At 45.6% G+C, this 16336-nt stretch carries 14 protein-coding genes; 1 reads left to right on the top strand and 13 read right to left on the bottom strand.

Annotation, left to right across the window (positions count from 1 at the left end; translation table 11 throughout):
• Positions 1 to 22 precede the first annotated feature (22 nt).
• Positions 23 to 1012: an ATPase, T2SS/T4P/T4SS family gene (locus VF685_RS00490; protein WP_440203536.1), complete on the top strand. Its 990-nt coding sequence runs from the start codon at positions 23 to 25 to the stop codon at positions 1010 to 1012.
• A 59-nt stretch (positions 1013 to 1071) separates the two neighbouring features.
• Here the strand turns inward: VF685_RS00490 and VF685_RS00495 are convergent, their stop codons facing one another.
• The 13 genes from VF685_RS00495 to plsB form a co-directional block, all read right to left on the bottom strand.
• Positions 1072 to 2253: an MFS transporter gene (locus tag VF685_RS00495; RefSeq protein ID WP_286384883.1), complete on the bottom strand. Its 1182-nt coding sequence runs from the start codon at positions 2251 to 2253 to the stop codon at positions 1072 to 1074.
• Between the two features lie 255 nt (positions 2254 to 2508).
• Positions 2509 to 2883, bottom strand: coding sequence for a glycine cleavage system protein GcvH (gene gcvH / locus VF685_RS00500; protein WP_440203513.1), 375 nt, complete (start codon positions 2881 to 2883; stop codon positions 2509 to 2511).
• A gap of 68 nt (positions 2884 to 2951) precedes the next feature.
• On the bottom strand, positions 2952 to 3980 hold the full coding sequence (locus VF685_RS00505; RefSeq protein ID WP_005178175.1) for a helix-turn-helix transcriptional regulator: 1029 nt from the start codon (positions 3978 to 3980) through the stop codon (positions 2952 to 2954).
• Between the two features lie 103 nt (positions 3981 to 4083).
• On the bottom strand, positions 4084 to 4533 hold the full coding sequence (locus tag VF685_RS00510) for a MaoC family dehydratase (RefSeq protein WP_016658087.1): 450 nt from the start codon (positions 4531 to 4533) through the stop codon (positions 4084 to 4086).
• Position 4534: 1 nt separating this feature from the next.
• Positions 4535 to 6388: an ABC transporter ATP-binding protein gene (locus VF685_RS00515; RefSeq protein WP_286384882.1), complete on the bottom strand. Its 1854-nt coding sequence runs from the start codon at positions 6386 to 6388 to the stop codon at positions 4535 to 4537.
• Between the two features lie 289 nt (positions 6389 to 6677).
• Positions 6678 to 7040 carry a NirD/YgiW/YdeI family stress tolerance protein gene (locus VF685_RS00520; protein WP_016658088.1) on the bottom strand — a complete coding sequence of 121 codons (363 nt, stop codon included), beginning with the start codon at positions 7038 to 7040 and terminating at the stop codon, positions 6678 to 6680.
• Between the two features lie 204 nt (positions 7041 to 7244).
• On the bottom strand, positions 7245 to 8483 hold the full coding sequence (locus VF685_RS00525; RefSeq protein WP_286384881.1) for a mechanosensitive ion channel family protein: 1239 nt from the start codon (positions 8481 to 8483) through the stop codon (positions 7245 to 7247).
• Positions 8484 to 8660: 177 nt separating this feature from the next.
• Entirely contained in the window at positions 8661 to 9194 is a 534-nt protein-coding gene (locus VF685_RS00530) for a DUF2058 domain-containing protein (protein WP_016658090.1), read from the bottom strand.
• Between the two features lie 15 nt (positions 9195 to 9209).
• Positions 9210 to 9884, bottom strand: a complete 675-nt coding sequence (locus VF685_RS00535) for a YoaK family protein (protein ID WP_440203514.1) — start codon at positions 9882 to 9884, stop codon at positions 9210 to 9212.
• A 35-nt stretch (positions 9885 to 9919) separates the two neighbouring features.
• Positions 9920 to 11113, bottom strand: a complete 1194-nt coding sequence (gene sstT, locus VF685_RS00540; protein WP_104470169.1) for a serine/threonine transporter SstT — start codon at positions 11111 to 11113, stop codon at positions 9920 to 9922.
• Positions 11114 to 11343: 230 nt separating this feature from the next.
• A complete protein-coding gene (locus VF685_RS00545; RefSeq protein WP_104471368.1) occupies positions 11344 to 13068 on the bottom strand; it encodes a SulP family inorganic anion transporter in 1725 nt (574 codons plus the stop codon).
• Between the two features lie 73 nt (positions 13069 to 13141).
• Positions 13142 to 13459: an ArsR/SmtB family transcription factor gene (locus tag VF685_RS00550; protein ID WP_005178157.1), complete on the bottom strand. Its 318-nt coding sequence runs from the start codon at positions 13457 to 13459 to the stop codon at positions 13142 to 13144.
• A 161-nt stretch (positions 13460 to 13620) separates the two neighbouring features.
• Complete coding sequence (plsB, locus tag VF685_RS00555) at positions 13621 to 16116, bottom strand: glycerol-3-phosphate 1-O-acyltransferase PlsB (protein ID WP_286384880.1); 2496 nt, start codon at positions 16114 to 16116, stop codon at positions 13621 to 13623.
• Positions 16117 to 16336: the final 220 nt, after the last annotated feature.

The raw sequence follows: 16336 nt of genomic DNA on the forward strand, positions 1-16336 counted from the left end.
AACAGATAGTGAATAATTGATGATGTACAGTGCAGAATTACTCGAAGATGCGCGTAAATTTATGTTTCATATGCTCAGCAAAGTGGTTGAGTTTGGGGGATCAGATTTATTTATTACCGCGGATTTTCCACCGAGCATTAAACATCAGGGCATGATGAAAGCGCTGGGACAACAGGCGCTGACTGCAGAAAAAACCAAGCTGTTTGCCTACAGCCTCATGAATGAAAAACAGCGTAGCGAGTTTGAAGCTGATCTGGAATGCAACTTTGCCATTAGTGTGCCCGAGGTATCGCGTTTTCGGGTCAATGTGTTTCAACAGCAGCTGCATGTCGGGATGGTGATTCGAACCATTAGCGCGGAAATTCCGAACTTTAGCCAGCTGAAACTGCCAGAATCGCTGAAGCATATTATTATGGAAAAGCGTGGTCTGGTGCTGGTGGTGGATGGAACCGGTTCAGGTAAATCGACCTCTTTGGCGGCGATGATTGATCATCGTAATGAAAATTCAGCCGGGCATTTATGTTTAGGCACCTTGCATGCCAATAACGCCAACCAGACGCTGGACCGGATTATCAACTTTTTCCCGGAAGAACGCCGTAACCAGTTGCTGATGGATCTGTCGTCCAATATGAAGGCCATTATTTCCCAGCGTCTGGTGCGTACTGAAGATGGTAAAGGCCGCCGTGCGGCAGTCGAGATTATGCTGAATACGCCGCTGATTTCTGAACTGATTTTAAAAGGCCAGTTCCATGAGTTAAAGTCGATTATGGGCAAATCGCGTGAACTGGGCATGCAGACGTTTGATCAGGCCTTATTTGATCTGTATAGCGAAGGCGCGATTTCCTATGAAGAAGCAATTCGTAATGCCGACTCGATGAATGAATTGCGTTTACAGATCAAGCTGAAAAGTAACCGGCCAAGCGAAGCTTCGGCAGCTATGAGTTTTAGCATGCTGGAAGAGCCAAAACCGGAAGATGAAGATACGGAATCTGCTCCTCAACAGAGTGCTTAAGCTGCAATTTATCTAGCATCACTTAAAAAATAAAACGCCCAAATCGGGCGTTTTTTCATTTAGGCCGTGGCTGGGTGATTAACCACAAACTTATAAAAGAGCAGACTCGACAACACCACCCCGGCACAGACCAGATAGGTGATGCTATAGCCTTGCCAGCTAATCAGTAAGCCGACCAGTAGCGAACCGAGGGCAATCCCAATATCGTAGCAGGTGAAGAAAGTTGAGGTGGCATGGCCAATCCGCGATTTAGGCGCGCGCTGAATCGCCAAGGTTTGTAAACATGGTTGCAAGGAGCCGAATCCCATCCCAATAAAGATCGCAGAGACCATAAAACTGACCACACCCTGCATCTGGCTGAGCAATGCCAGACCTGCGGCAAACATTAAGATTGAAGGATAAATCACATAGCGCGGACCATAACGGTCATAAATTTTCCCGGTAATTGGGCGCAGGCTCATCATGGAAATAGCAAACACAATAAAGAACATGCTTGCATAACTGAGCAGGTCTTTTTCTTCGGCATAGGTGGAAATAAAAGACATGATGCTGGCATAGGAAAAGGCCACCAACATCGCCATCCCTGAAACTGTTAAAGCCTTTTTCTCCATAAAGTCATGCAGCGATAGCTTACGGCGAACAGTTTCAGCAGTGGCAACTTTTTCTGGCTCACTCAGCGGGATCATAAAACAGAAGGCAAAGCCCAGGCTGATAATCACCGCTAATACAGTGGCAATAATGCTATAGGACCAGGTCTGGATTAAGGAAATACCCAGCAAAGGTCCGAGGACAATCCCTAAATTCACCGACATGACAAAATAGCCCATGCCTTCGCCTTTACGTTGCTCCGGAATAAAGTCATTGGCAATTGGCACAGTAACGGTGGTTAAAATACTGAACCAGATACCATGAATAAAACGGATGATCAGCAGCAGGGTCAGGTTGTCAGCAAAAATATAGGCAAAAGACAGCAGGCAGAACATGCTTTCGGACAGGAACAAGGTCTTTTTACGGCCCAGCTTTTCAATAATCAACCCGCTAAATGGCCGCACCAGAATAGAGGACACCATAAACAGGGTCATGGCCAGACCGGCCTGCGCCAGTGAACCGTTCAGCTCATTCAGGATGTAAATTGGCAGAATGGTGGTCTGGGCAAAATAGAAAATAAACAGAAACAGGTTATTGGAAAAACACAGAAGAAAAGGTTTGTTCCATAAAGGCTGTGACGCGGTGTTTGACATATTAAACCTTTGTGCTGGGATCAATAGGGCGTTTGTTGTTGTGCTGATCTGCCGCTATTGGTACATGGGAGAGACAAGGCCTATCTTAAATTACTTTATGGTAAAAATATAGTATTACTATAATTTATGTTTATTTTAATGGTATTTATTAAATTTTATTAATTAAATTATCTCAATATGATATTTATTGCACTTAATTTGGCTTTTAAGCTAAAAAAATCAGCCCGTAGGCTGATCTTCTTGTAAGATTATTTTTTATAAGCCGGCTTCATATTCGCTGCTTGAAAGCAGTTTTTCGACATCGGCCAGGTTGTCTGGCTTGATTTTATAAATCCAGCCTTTGCCATACGGCTCATCATTCACAAAATCCGGGTCATCTTCCAGCGCCGGGTTAATTTCAACCACTGTGCCGGATACTGGCGCGTGAATGTCAGACGCAGTTTTTACGGATTCCACCACGCCGGCCTGTTCACCCGCGGTTACTTGCTGGCCCACTTCAGTTGCTTCGACATAGACCAGATCGCCCAGTGCATCTTGAGCATGATCAGAAATACCTGTAACAACAAGATCACCTTCAATGCGTACCCATTCGTGTGTACGTGCATATTTCAGTTCTGAAGGGTGATTCATGATGACTCCTTAACTATTTAAATCATTTTTGGCATGTTTATACATGCTTTTGCAGAAAAACAAAAGTTTTATAAATACGGATCTTTACGCCAGTTGCTTGGACTGCGGCCACTCCAGCGCTTAAAGGCGCGGCTAAAATTGGCGACATCGCTATAACCCAGTTCATCGGCAATCTGTTCCAGGGTGTAATCGGTACGTGACAGCAGCGAGGTGGCATGCCGGTAACGGACTTCATCAACCAGGGTAGAAAAAGAGGTGCCTTCGGCTGCCAGCTGGCGTTTCAGGGTGCGATCTGACATATGCAGCTGGTCGGCGACATGCTCGATACTTAAATAATGCTGTTCGGAATTGGTCAGAATATCGCGCACGCGCATCGACAGGCGGCGCCGTTCACCCAAGGCAGAAAGTTCGGCTTCGCACTGGTTAATGGCAATCTGGCTGGCAATAGGATCGGCATGAATCATTTTCAGCCCCAAATACTGCTTGTCAAAACTCAAGATCAGATAGGGCTGGTCAAAACGGAAACTGTGATTCGGGAATTTGGCTGCATATTTTTCAAAGCCCAGCGGTTCCGGGAAATCAAAATCGACTTCACCAGAAAGATGCTCCATGCCGGTAATGGCTTTGGCCATGGTGATCATGCCAATAATCAGTGCAATCGCAATTTCGGTTCTGAGCGGTTCCAGATCAATTTCACCTTGCAGCTGCAGGGTGGCTTTTTCACCAAAGGTAGAGAAAAACAGCTGTAAAAAGGGCATCCGCAGCTGAATAAAGCGGTTGGCCAGCATTAAAGCATCACTAATATCATTGGCAGTCATAATCGCATAGCCGATAAAGCCATGAATCGAGATGCGCATTTGCGTGCCTAAATGATAGCCCAGCGTCGATTCACCGGTGAGATACAGCGCATGTTTGACCATGTCATTGGCCATGCTGGTCGGAATCCGAAAGTCAGGATCGGCCAGTTGTTCAGTGGTCAGATGGAAGGGAGCAAAAAAGGTTTCAGCGTTATATCCCCAACGGGAAACAACATCCAGAATAAGTAAGCCATAAACACCAGGAACACCCTGATCCTGACGCGGTAAAAGTGTTTTCATGCACGGTCCATTGCACTAATGAGTATTATTTTTTAAATTTGCTTGCCTATATTGGCATGAAAAAAACCGGAAAACTAGAAAAATTGTTTGACAAAATGACTGCTTAGGCCACCTGTGCATCCCGCCGGAACACCACAATTTTGGTGGTCGAAATCAGTAAAACTTCACCATGCTGGTTTAAGGCCTGTGTCACATAACTGACCAGACCACGGTCCAGCTTGGTTTTTGATGGACTGATGGCGGTAATTTCAACATCAACATGAATCAGGTCACCCGGACGGGTCGGACGCGGCCAGCGCAGACTGGATTCTGAACCAATCAGGCCATGTGCCACCGGAAAACATTCGGTCCATAAACGCATGGTTACCGCGGCAGTATGCCAGCCACTGGCGGCAATGCCTTGAAATACCGGATGCTGCGCGGCTTGCTGCACATCGGTATGGAAAATTTGTGGGTCATACAGGTGGGCAAACTGCTGAATTTCTTCTAAAGTCATTTCGTAGTCACGACTGACAAAGTGATCACCCACCTTCAAATCTTCCAGATACAACATATCAGGTTCCTTGTTTTTGCTTTAATTGTTGTTGCTCAATCAGAAAGCCACCAGTTTGGCGTTGCCACAGCTGAGCGTAAATTCCGTTCAGTGCCACCAGTTCATCATGCGTGCCTTGTTCGGCAATCTGACCCTGATCCAGCACAATCAGGCGATCCATCTGCGCAATGGTCGATAAACGGTGAGCAATCGCAATAACGGTTTTACCTTGCATCAGTTCATCCAGACTGGACTGAATTGCGGCTTCAACTTCAGAATCCAGCGCACTGGTGGCTTCATCCAGAATTAAAATGGGCGCATCTTTTAAGAATACCCGGGCAATCGCAATCCGCTGACGTTGTCCGCCCGACAGTTTCACGCCGCGTTCACCCACATAGGCTTCATAACCGCGTTTGCCACGTAAATCGGTCAGCTGCGGAATAAATTCTTCAGCCTCGGCTTTGGCCACTGCAGCATACATCTCTTCATCGCTGGCATCAGGGCGGCCATATTTAATATTTTCAGCCACGGTACGATGCAGCAGCGACGTGTCCTGTGTTACCAGCGCGATATTCTTACGCAGGCTGTCTTGGGTGACATCGACAATATCCTGACCATCAATCAGAATCCGGCCCTGATTAATCTGATAAAAATGCAGTAACAGCTGGATGAGGGTCGATTTCCCGGCACCGGAACGTCCGACAATCCCGATTTTTTCACCCGGGCGGATGGTCAGGTTAAACTGCTCAATTACGTTTTTGTCGTTATAGGCAAAGCTGACATTTTCAAATTTGATTTCGCCCTGTGCGACATTTAAGGTTTTGGCATCCGGTTTATCTTCAATTGTGATCGGGCGGCCGAGGGTTTTCATCCCGTCTTGAATGGTACCGACATTTTCAAACAGCGCCGAGGTTTGCCACATCATAAATTCAGCAATGCTGTTCAGCTTGAGAATCATGGCGGTGGTGGCGGCAATAATGCCGAGTTCTGCCTGGCCATTCATCCATAACCACAGCGCCGTACCCAGCACACCGACATACAGCACAACCGTCAGCAGGTTAATGCTGATTTCATACTGTGCGCCCAAACGCATCTGCTTATAGACCGTGACCATAAATTCCTGCATGGATTCTTTGGCATACTGGCTTTCGCGGCCGGCATGGGCAAACAGTTTCACGGTCTGGATGTTGGTATAGGCATCGGTCACGCGGCCGGTCATGACGGCGCGGGCATCAGCCTGGCTATTGGAGATTCTGCTTAAACGTGGAATAAAATAACTGGCTGCGGCAATAAACAGGCCCAGCCATACCAGCAACGGGATAATCAGCATAGGTGAAATGGCGCCTAACACCACGCTGATGGTAATAAAGTAAATCACCACATAGGCCAGCATATCGCCCAGAATAATCCAGAATTCTCGTACCGCCAGCGCTGTTTGCATGACTTTGGCCGATAGCCGCCCGGCAAAATCATTATGGAAAAAATCCAGACTTTGACGCAGCAGTAAGTTGTGAAAACGCCAGCGCAGGCGCATCGGGAAATTACTATATAAAATCTGATGTTTGATAATGGATTGCAAACTAGCAAAGAAAATATTGGCCAGCAGGATAAAAGTCAGAATAGTCAGATTGGTTTGATGTTCGGCCAGAAAGGTATCTGGCTGACTTTGACTGAGCCAGTTCACCAGCTCGCCAATTTTGGCATAGAGCAGGGCTTCAAAACTTGCCGCACCTGCGGTACACAGCACCAATAGCAATAAGTACGGACGAACACCGCGCGCGGCCTGCCAGACAAAAGGAAAAAAACGGGTAGGTAGTGGTTTATTTAAACCTTTGGTGGGGTATGGATTAACCAGGCTCTCGAACCACTTAAACATACACAATGTCCTTTTGAGCAAGCAGATTGATGATCATCATTGGTATCGGCCATGCGGCTTGAACAGACGAAGAGTGTGTTCTATTCAAAGCCGGTTCCAAGCACTATTGATCACGATTAACGCTTGCGAGATAAACAACAGATTTATTGCCAAGAATACCCAGTTTAAAAGAAAAGTAAAACTTTTCAGGGCGGTGCTGCTTTAAAATCAGGCAGATAAATAAGGCTTTGCAGTTGAAAGAAACCTCATATTTTTTGCGAGCTTCGATCAGAAAATATTGGCCTGAAACTTACAGAATTTCAATCTCGACCACATCAATATCGGTTGGTTTATAACGGTGTGTATCCACTTCACCGACCACCCGGACTTTTTTACCCGGATTCAGCAATTGCGCCGGTGTCGCCAGATCATGATCAATTTCGACATGGATGATGCCGGTCTGATCCTGAAGCTGGTACATATCATCTTTAATATGTTTATGAATAGTGCCATATACCGTAACCGGTGTTTCAGCCGCGGCTTTCAGTGCCTGCGCAGTGGTCATAATATTTTTTGCTGCTTGCGCAATAATTTTCTGGTCATCATCCGCAAAGGCAGGAGCTGAAAGTGCAAGCAGAACACTGGCGAAGATCAACGGCATTTTAATTTTCATGCAGGATGTACCTCTTTCTTTTATAAGCTTAATTTCAGTATACGTAAAAACAGCGTGCTGCAATGCTGTGTCATTGTAAACATCTGCGGGCAGTGTTTAGGTAAGAAAGAACAGGGAAATGAGTCTGATACATTCGAAAGGGAAGATGAAAAAGAAAACCCACCAAGCGGTGGGTTCTCATGTGTTTAGTTTCAGTCTAAAAACTTAAGATGCTTTAAACGACTCTTTAAAATCGGTTCCAGATGGCGCCTGATATACCTGTAAACCAAACTCCGGAATAATTGCCAGTAAATGATCCATAATATCTGACTGGATATTTTCATACTCTTTCCAGACCGTGGTATTGGTAAAAGCATAAATCTCCAGTGGTAAGCCTTCGCTGGTCGCTTGCAGCTGACGCACCATCAGGGACTGGTTTTTGCTAATGCCCGGATGCTGCTGAAGATAAAACTCAACATAGGCACGGAACGTTCCCAGATTGGTCAGACGACGATGATTGTACTGGGCATGGTTGTTCAGTTGCTGGTTAAATTTCTCCAGTTCTTCCGCTTTGGTATTTAAATACTGATCCAGCAAAATAAACTCTTTCAGCTTGGCCTGTTCTTCAGCGCTCATGAAATGCACGCTGCTCTGATCAATATGAATCGAGCGTTTAATCCGGCGTGCACCGGCTTCCTGCATACCGCGCCAGTTTTTAAAGGTGTCGGTAATTAATTTATTGGTCGGAATGGTGGTAATGGTCTTGTCAAAGTTCTGTACTGTGACGGTATGTAATGACATATCAATGACATCACCATCGGCATTTAAAGATGGCATTTCAATCCAGTCCCCTAAACGCACCATGTCATAAGAGGCAATCTGTACCGAAGCCACCAGCGATAAAATCGTATTCTGGAACACCAGCATCAGCACCGCAGCCATGGCACCAAAACCGGCCAGCAAGGTGAATACATCTTTTTTCAGGAAAGTGCCCAGAATCATCAGACCACAGACAATAAAGATAATCAGCTTGACCAGCTGCAAATAGCCCTTGATTGGTTTATTGCGTGACTTAGGATTACGCTGGTAAATCAGATTAAAGATATTCAGCAATTCGCCAATGGCTAGGGCAATGGTCAGGAAGATAAAGGCCTGCGCGCCCATCTGCACAAAGGTGATGGCTTTATCGGACAAATGCGGAACGGTGGTAATCCCGTTCATGATCACAATCGCCGGCACAATATTGGCAATACGGCGGATAACGCTGTGTTCGGCAATAATTTCGTTGTGGGCAAAAGGAAGTTTGGAAATAAGCTTGCGAATGCCGCGTACCACCACCTGCTTGGCAATAAAATTGGCAATAATCGCCAATAAAATCACAATACTGAGAGATGACAGCATTTCTAGCCATGGGTATTGATCTATCCAGTCTTGCAGATTCTGGATGACGTCAAACTGTTCCAAGTGATCCTCGCTTAATTCATTTTAAAAATGTGATAGAGTTTAAAGGTTTATATTTAAATTTATAACCTCTAATAAAATTTTTATACATATCCTGTGCATCTGCTTACGTTCAATCGTGTCTGAATCACATGAAACGGCCCATAAAAAACCGGCCTAAGCCGGTTTCCTCTATAATGCTTACCACATCAGGTCATCTGGAATGACATAAGCAGCATACGGATCTTCTTCATCGGTGGTATCTGCGTTGCTTTGTGAATTATTCACCAGAATAAAGCCTTCCATTTTCTGGTTAATACGCTCTGCCAACGCTTTTGGCAAGAAGGCATAAGCTTCATTTTCCTTGGCAATCACCAGACTGCCGGCCACCAGTGCATTATAAATCTGCTGGTTGATGTAGACTTTTTTGATGGTGCCATCAATAAACTGGTACACGCTGTCGCCATCGGTGTCGCGGATTTTATGCTGGTTGATCATTTGCATGATGGCAGCTTTCAGCTCTTTTTCCTGCAAGGCGGCTTTTTTCTCTTGTTCTAGCGCCTGATCACGGGCCATTTTCTGCTGTTTGTCCTGCTCGATTTTGGCTTTGACTTCAGCATCTTTACTCACACCTGTGCGCTGCTCATGTACTGCCTGTTTAGACAGTTTTTTAGCCTTTTTATTATCGACTAAACCTGCTTTGAGTAACTGTGCCTGTAATGCATTTTTGACCATGAGAAAATGTCCGAACTATTTCTGAAAATGTCGATAACGAAAATAAATCACCCAGTACACCAGACTTAAGCTAAAACTTAAAGCCACCGGCACCAGGAAAGAGTTTAATTGTAATAAAGGATAAACCGCTGTCGCAACCAGACCGCCAATAAAGAAGCCAATTAAAATCAGCAGTTGCAGAATCACCCGGCGTTTGCCAACATGCAGGCCACGCACGCGATAGCCCAAAGCCAGACCCAAATCGGTCAATACCCCGGATAAATGCGTGGTCCGGATGATGGTGCCTTTGTAATAGCTGATCATGGCATTTTGAACGCCCATCGCTACACAGGCCCAGAGCAGTGCATAACGCGGGAAATACGGCAGTAAAATCCAGCACAGCAGAATAAAAATAGCCACTAAACTCAGCGGCAGCCCATAACGGCGTCCGAGGAGAAAGTGGCTATTTCCCAAGATAAGTCCACTATAAAATGAACCAATCACATAACAGACAACGACCAGAAACAGATAAATTACCTGTGACCATTGCCAGTCTAAAAGTGCCATTGCCAGCATGCTGACATTACCGGTCATGTGGGAAACAGACTGGTGCAACACAGTCACCAGTCCTAGAACATTAATGATTCCTGCATTCACAGAAAGAAAAAATGCACCCAGCTGAACCCAGAGCGGTAATTTTTGAAATGGCATAATTCATTGATTAATCAACAGACGTAGTGCATATATTAACGCAAACTACGATCAACTGCGGCAGTAAATAATACATCGGTAGATGAGTTCAGTGCAGTTTCAGTTGAATCCTGCAACACGCTAATCACCATACCAATGGCCACCACTTGCATAGCGATGTCCGATGAAATTCCGAACAGGCCACATGCTACCGGAATCAGCAGCAATGAACCGCCGGCCACACCTGATGAACCACAAGCCGAAACTGTTGCGACCACGGATAAAATCAGCATGGTGCTAAAGTCAACCTGAATGCCTAAAGTATTTACCGCCGCCAGTGACAGCACAGTAATGGTTACAGAAGCACCAGCCATGTTAATCGCAGCACCCAATGGAATGGCGACACTGGCAGTCGATTCCTGTACGCCTAAACGCTTGGCCAAATCCAGGTTCACCGGAATGTTAGCGGCAGAGCTGCGGGTAAAGAAGGCGGTAATGCCACTTTCACGTAAACATTTGAATACCAGTGGATACGGATTGGAACGGGTGACAAAGCCCACCATCATCGGGTTAATCACCAGCGCCACAAAAATCATGGTGCCAATCAGCACAGTTAATAATTGTGCATAGCTAACCAAGGTACTCATACCAGATTCGGCAAAAGTCACCGCCACCAGACCAAAAATACCAAACGGCGCAAAGTTAATGACCAGACGGATTACTTTATTCACAGCATCTGCAGCATCGGTCAGGAAGGCTTTGGTATTGTCTGTTGCATGACGGAAGGCCACACCTAAAGCCACAGCCCAGGCCAGAATACCAATAAAGTTGGCTTCACTAATTGCTGTTACCGGGTTAGCCACAAAACTTAAGAGCAGATTCTTTAAAATCTCAGCCAGACTGCCCGGTGGTTGCATGTCGGTATTGGCCGGAATATCCAGGAACAGCGTGCTTGGGAACAGGCTGCTGGCAATTACTGCGGCCAGGGCAGCCAGGAACATACCTGCGGCATACATCAGCATAATCGGGCGGATATGCGCACTATGACCAACTTTGAAATTGGCAATAGAGGATAACACCAGGACAAACACCAGAATTGGTGCCACGGATTTAAGCGCTTTAATGAATAAATCGCCGAGCAGGCTTAAGTAGGGCGCAAATTGTGGAAAAGCCACCGCAACTATCACACCTAAAATGATAGCGATCAGAATTCGAGTGACTAAGCTCAAGCGCAGAAATGCTGAGAACATAGGAAGGCCTTGTCTGAATTACGGACAATATAGGGAAAAATTAGCGATGTATTTTATACCGAAAATTTAAATAGCTTACAAAAAAAATTCATATAAAAATCAAATGGCTGTTTTTAAATAGAATATTCGAAAAATTAAGCTATGCAAAAGTCATGATTTTTTCATATTTTTATGCTTATGCCTGCTTTTTAGGGCGAATAATTGCCTGAAAAGCAGGCAGTGCCGGCATTTTAGGTGATGTCCGGACTCAGCTCGCGAATGGCCTGATAATGGGTCAGGAAAATTTTACCGCTTAAATGATTCAGTAATTTAGAGCGTTGCAGTTTGTCCATGACCGGGCCTTTAACTTCGGAAAAATGCAGCTGGATATTCAGTTTTCTCAGTTCATTGTCCAGATCTTCCAGCATTTCCAGCGCACTTAAATCAATGGCACTAATACTGGAACCGTTAATTACCACATGCTCCAGTTCCGGTTTCTGGCTGACTGCATTAATCAGGAAACCTTTTAAGGTATTGGAGTTTAAAAAGGTCAGGTCTTCATCAATCCGGATCGACAGCACTTTGGCCGAGGTGATGACCTGATGACGCTGGATATTACGGAAATGCTGGGTGCCTTCGACCAGTCCAATTTCGGCAATATGCGGCCGGCTAATACGCCACAGCAGCAGAATAAAGGTTGAAACAATCCCGATAATCAGCCCGGTAGAAATATCAATAAATAACACGCCGAAGAAGGTAATCCACATCGCCAGACCATCAGCCTTGGAATAACGCCAAGTGTCGATAAACGGTTTTAGCTCGACCAGTTTCCAGATTGACACAATAATGGTTGCCGCCAGTACAGTCAGTGGCAGATCACGGAAAAAACCGGTGAAATACAGACTGACCAGCACAATAAACAAAGATGACAGCACGCCAGCCATAGAGGTTTTGGCGCCAGCATCGGCATTGACCACGGTACGTGATAGGCTACCGGTCACCGGAAAGGCTGAACTGAGGCCGGCCCCAATATTGGCTGCACCCAAGGCAATGAGTTCCTGATTGCTATTCAGCTGGCTACGTTGCTGCAAGGCGGTGGCCTGGGCAATGGATAATGACTCCACAAAGCTGATCATGGCAATCATCGCGGCGCCGGGTAACAGTTGCAGTACCAGCTCCAGATTCCAGAACGGCATCGACAGCGCCGGGAAACCGGAAGGAATTTCACCGACAGTTTTAATGCCGACCTGTTGCAGATTGAAGAAATAGACCAGGGCAATGGAGACCACCACCAGCACCAGCGGTAAAGATTTAATAATAAATCCGCTGGCCCCGAGGCGCTGTTTGACTGCTTCCAGATTAAAAAACTTCGGCATGAAGACCAAAAACAGAATGGATGCGATACCAAAGATCAGGCTTTCCCAATGCATCAGGCCGATATATTCAAAGACACTCAGCACAAATTCTGGAATATTGTTGGCTTGTAAAGGCACATTAAACAGAAACTTTAACTGGCCCAGTGCAATCAGCAGTGCCGAAGCAATAATAAAGCTTTTAATAACCGGATGGCTGATCAGCTGGATCAGGAAGCCAAAGCGCAGCATACCGAGCAATAGGGAAATGACCCCAACCATCAGCGCCAGCAGACAGGCGGCTTGAATATACACCGGAGAGCCGACTTCAAATAAGGGATTTAAAGTGGCAAAGGTCATCATGGAGATGATGGCCACCGGGCCAATCGAAAGCGTAGGACTGCTGCCGAAAAAGGCATAGATGATCATCGGCAGTACACTGGCATACAGTCCCATCACCGGTGGAAGACCAGCCAGCATGGCATAAGCCATACCTTGCGGCACCAGCATCGCAATGACAATTAGCGAGGCCAGCAGGTCAGATTTCAGGGTCACGGTATTATAATGTTTTAACCATTGCCAGGCGGGTAAACGATCGAGCAGGCGTGACTTAAAATCTGACATATAAAAATCTAAATCATAAATTTAGATATATTATGCATAAAAAATGCTAAGAAATCTGCCTATGCAAAATTTATTAAAGTGGGGTAGCCGGGCAATACAGTCGATAGAGCGTGCTGAGAACTTCAACCAGTTTCGGATCTTTAATGGTGTAATAAATCTGTTTACCGTCTCGGCGGGTGTTCACCACATCACTTTTACGCAACATCATCAGCTGTTGCGACAGGGTCGGCTGGCGAATTTGAGTAATTTCCTCAATTTGCGATACATTCAACTCTTGTTGGGAAAGATGGCAAAGAATCAATAGACGGTCGGTATTGGCAAGCGATTTTAAAATCGTTACGACAGTTTCAGCAGAATCACGCATTACGTCTATTTCAAGACCATCACTCATAGTTAATTTCTCTAAAACACGTTGCTGCTAGTATAGAGCGAGTCGGGGCAAAGCGCTGAATAAAAGCGCCAAAACCCCATTGTTTTTTGTGAATAAATATATCAAATTAACTGATAAGATCGTGTGATTAGTATCACAATAATATCTGAGAATCTGATACTTTATTTTTTACTATACTCTTTAAACTGTTTGATTTCTTTCTCAGAGAACAGCAGCTTATCTGCAATCTGCTGTTGCAGCTCAGGGGCATACCAGCCCAGATAATCTGATATTTCTGTATCAAATTGTGGTTTCAGTTGTAACTGCTGACCTTGCATCTCCAGCAGTCCAAGCTGTTGTAAACTGCCCATAAAGCTCTTTAACGTGGCACTGTCGAAGTAATAACCGCTGTTTAAATTGCCTGACTCTGCCAGCCGTTTAAATACGGTTTTGGCCATTTTTTCCAGTGCTTTTAAATCTAACTGATACGGCTCGGCATATTCCTGCAATAATTGGCTAATCAGCACAAAGTTGTTCAGGCTGCTGCGTGCCAGCGTTGCCAGACTGTGCATTGGATGTGTTGATTGGAGTTCAAGCAGATGAATGTTCTCCGACACCTCAATCCAGCCCAGTTGCTGCATGCTGCCAAGAATACGGTCAATCTGCGCAGGAAGTTCTGTGGCTGACCATTTTAAAAACAGTTCCGATTTCAGGAATGGATATAAGCGGCTGACATGCTGCTTAAGCTGCGCTGTGGTGATCGCCGGCATATCCTGCACGAGCAGGGCAATCAGCGCCGGTAAGCTTAAGCAGTGCAGAATATTATTACTAAAGTAGCTGAGTAAAATACGCTGACTTTCGGCCACACGAATCCAGGTCTGGTTATCCTGCTGATAATGCTCGACCTGTTTCAGCTTCAGCGCATATTCAATAATTTCTGGTGCCGACAGCTGGGTGATAATCATCCGATCATCATAATGGGTGGCTTTAAGCAGCTCACGATACTGTTCAATCTGGCGCAGTAAATCATCCTGGCTTAAGGCGTGTTGCGGTGCATTCAGCAAGATGGTGGAAATCAGCGAAATCGGGTTAATCACCACCGCTTTATTGATATTTTCCAGAATTTCCCGTGCTGCCTGATCAACCGTGTTGATGACTGGACGTGGCAATTCATCATGAATTGAAAGCTGGATCTGATCGGCCTGATTCTGTTGCAGAATATTGTCCAAGAACACCGGTTCGCCGAAGTTGACATAGACCTGGCCAAATACTTTTTCAATTTTCCGCGCCGAGTTCAAAATGCCCCATAACGATTCAGCTTCTTTGGGCTTGCCATTCAGCTCATTTAAATAAGAGGTGCCTTCCATCAGCTTTTCATAGCCGAAATAGGTTGGAATAAAGGCAATCGGTTTGGTGGCACCGCGTAAATGGCTTTGCACCGTCATCGACAGCATGCCTTTTTTCGGTGGCAGCAATAAGCCGGTACGGGAACGGCCACCTTCAATAAAATATTCCAGCGGGGTATTGCGTGACAGCAGGCTGTGCAGATATTCCTTAAATACCGATGTATATAGTGCATTACCACTAAAGGTACGGCGAATAAAATAGGCACCGCCACCACGTAAAATTTGCCCAACCACCGGTAAATTCAGGTTAATGCCGGCAGCAATATGCGGCACCATCAGGCCACGGTTAAAAATCACATAGGACAGTAGCAGATAGTCAATATGACTGCGATGACACGGCGTGTAGACAATTTCATAGTCTTTGGCCAGTTCACGCACGGTATCGAAATGATGCACTTCAATCCCGTCATAGAGCTGGGTCCAGAGTTTGGTCAGTGCCAGCTCGGCAAAGCGTAAAGTCGAATAGGAAAAGTCCGATACAATTTCGGTCAGATAGCTTTTGGCACGGTTTTCTGCCTCAAACATGCTGACTTTTTTATCAATACTTTCTTTACGAATCGCCTGTTGCACCGCCTCGGTTTTCATTAGTTTATTGATCAGGTTGCGGCGGTCGGACAGGTCAGGGCCTAAAATGGCTTCTTTATATTGGTTAAAGTTCTGGTCCAGGGTTTGCACCACAAAATGCGCCGGAGAAAAGTTCGGGCGCTCGGTCTGCGCGGTTTCCAGCAAAGCTCTTAACGATACCGGCTTGTGAAATTCAATATAGTTTTCACGGCCATATAAGGAAATATTCAGGGTTTGTTTCAGCTTGTTCGGTTTGGCCCAGGCATCGGCAAACAGGGCTTTAAACCAGGAATCTTCATATTCCGGCGCACGACCCCAGAGCACAGTTACCGGTACTAGCTGCACATCCTGATCCGGATGCTGCTGCAAGGCCTCAATTAGACGAATCAGTCGGGCTGAATAATGATAGCTGTCATGTGGCTGATCCTGCTCATTCAGTGCCAGCATCGAGTTATCTTCATTGTACTGGCCTAAAATCAGCGGTGAAAATACCGAAGGCAGACCACGTGCTTGCGCTTCTTTATCAATCAGTACGGTATTACTTAAAGAGGCATCTTGCAGTACATAGCAGATACGGGTATGTAGCTGATTCTGCGCCAGATTCTGTTCCAGTTCGCTGGTGCTGCCCAGGACTTGCGGGGTCACAATCTTATCTAGAATTTTTTGCGTCAGGTTACGATAAATTCGGCTGTAACTCTTGTTAGACATTGCATTCCCTAAATATTTTCATGGGCCGGATGGGCTGTTTTTACAGTAGAACCTGAGGCCGGTGGGCTGACACGGTCGTCAGTCAAGATCAAAATTGAACTAAGTTTACAGCGATTTATAGGCTGGACTGAATAGATTTCATGGGGTGATCACCTAATTTAACGAAAAACTGGCCGTATTTGTGTGAAACTTATTCAGTTTTTATTGTAACCAATCTTAG

Source organism: Acinetobacter sp. Brlt_5 (assembly GCF_051949055.1).
Lineage (GTDB): Bacteria > Pseudomonadota > Gammaproteobacteria > Pseudomonadales > Moraxellaceae > Acinetobacter > Acinetobacter indicus.

What these genes read in the sequence shown, in the direction of transcription:
- VF685_RS00490 (WP_440203536.1), top strand. Translation starts at nt 23, where the DNA reads ATGTACAGTGCAGAATTACTCGAAGATGCGCGTAAATTTATGTTTCAT.
- VF685_RS00495 (WP_286384883.1), bottom strand. Translation starts at nt 2,253, where the DNA reads ATGTCAAACACCGCGTCACAGCCTTTATGGAACAAACCTTTTCTTCTG.
- gcvH (WP_440203513.1), bottom strand. Translation starts at nt 2,883, where the DNA reads ATGAATCACCCTTCAGAACTGAAATATGCACGTACACACGAATGGGTA.
- VF685_RS00505 (WP_005178175.1), bottom strand. Translation starts at nt 3,980, where the DNA reads ATGAAAACACTTTTACCGCGTCAGGATCAGGGTGTTCCTGGTGTTTAT.
- VF685_RS00510 (WP_016658087.1), bottom strand. Translation starts at nt 4,533, where the DNA reads ATGTTGTATCTGGAAGATTTGAAGGTGGGTGATCACTTTGTCAGTCGT.
- VF685_RS00515 (WP_286384882.1), bottom strand. Translation starts at nt 6,388, where the DNA reads ATGTTTAAGTGGTTCGAGAGCCTGGTTAATCCATACCCCACCAAAGGT.
- VF685_RS00520 (WP_016658088.1), bottom strand. Translation starts at nt 7,040, where the DNA reads ATGAAAATTAAAATGCCGTTGATCTTCGCCAGTGTTCTGCTTGCACTT.
- VF685_RS00530 (WP_016658090.1), bottom strand. Translation starts at nt 9,194, where the DNA reads ATGGTCAAAAATGCATTACAGGCACAGTTACTCAAAGCAGGTTTAGTC.
- VF685_RS00535 (WP_440203514.1), bottom strand. Translation starts at nt 9,884, where the DNA reads ATGCCATTTCAAAAATTACCGCTCTGGGTTCAGCTGGGTGCATTTTTT.
- sstT (WP_104470169.1), bottom strand. Translation starts at nt 11,113, where the DNA reads ATGTTCTCAGCATTTCTGCGCTTGAGCTTAGTCACTCGAATTCTGATC.
- VF685_RS00545 (WP_104471368.1), bottom strand. Translation starts at nt 13,068, where the DNA reads ATGTCAGATTTTAAGTCACGCCTGCTCGATCGTTTACCCGCCTGGCAA.
- VF685_RS00550 (WP_005178157.1), bottom strand. Translation starts at nt 13,459, where the DNA reads ATGAGTGATGGTCTTGAAATAGACGTAATGCGTGATTCTGCTGAAACT.
- plsB (WP_286384880.1), bottom strand. Translation starts at nt 16,116, where the DNA reads ATGTCTAACAAGAGTTACAGCCGAATTTATCGTAACCTGACGCAAAAA.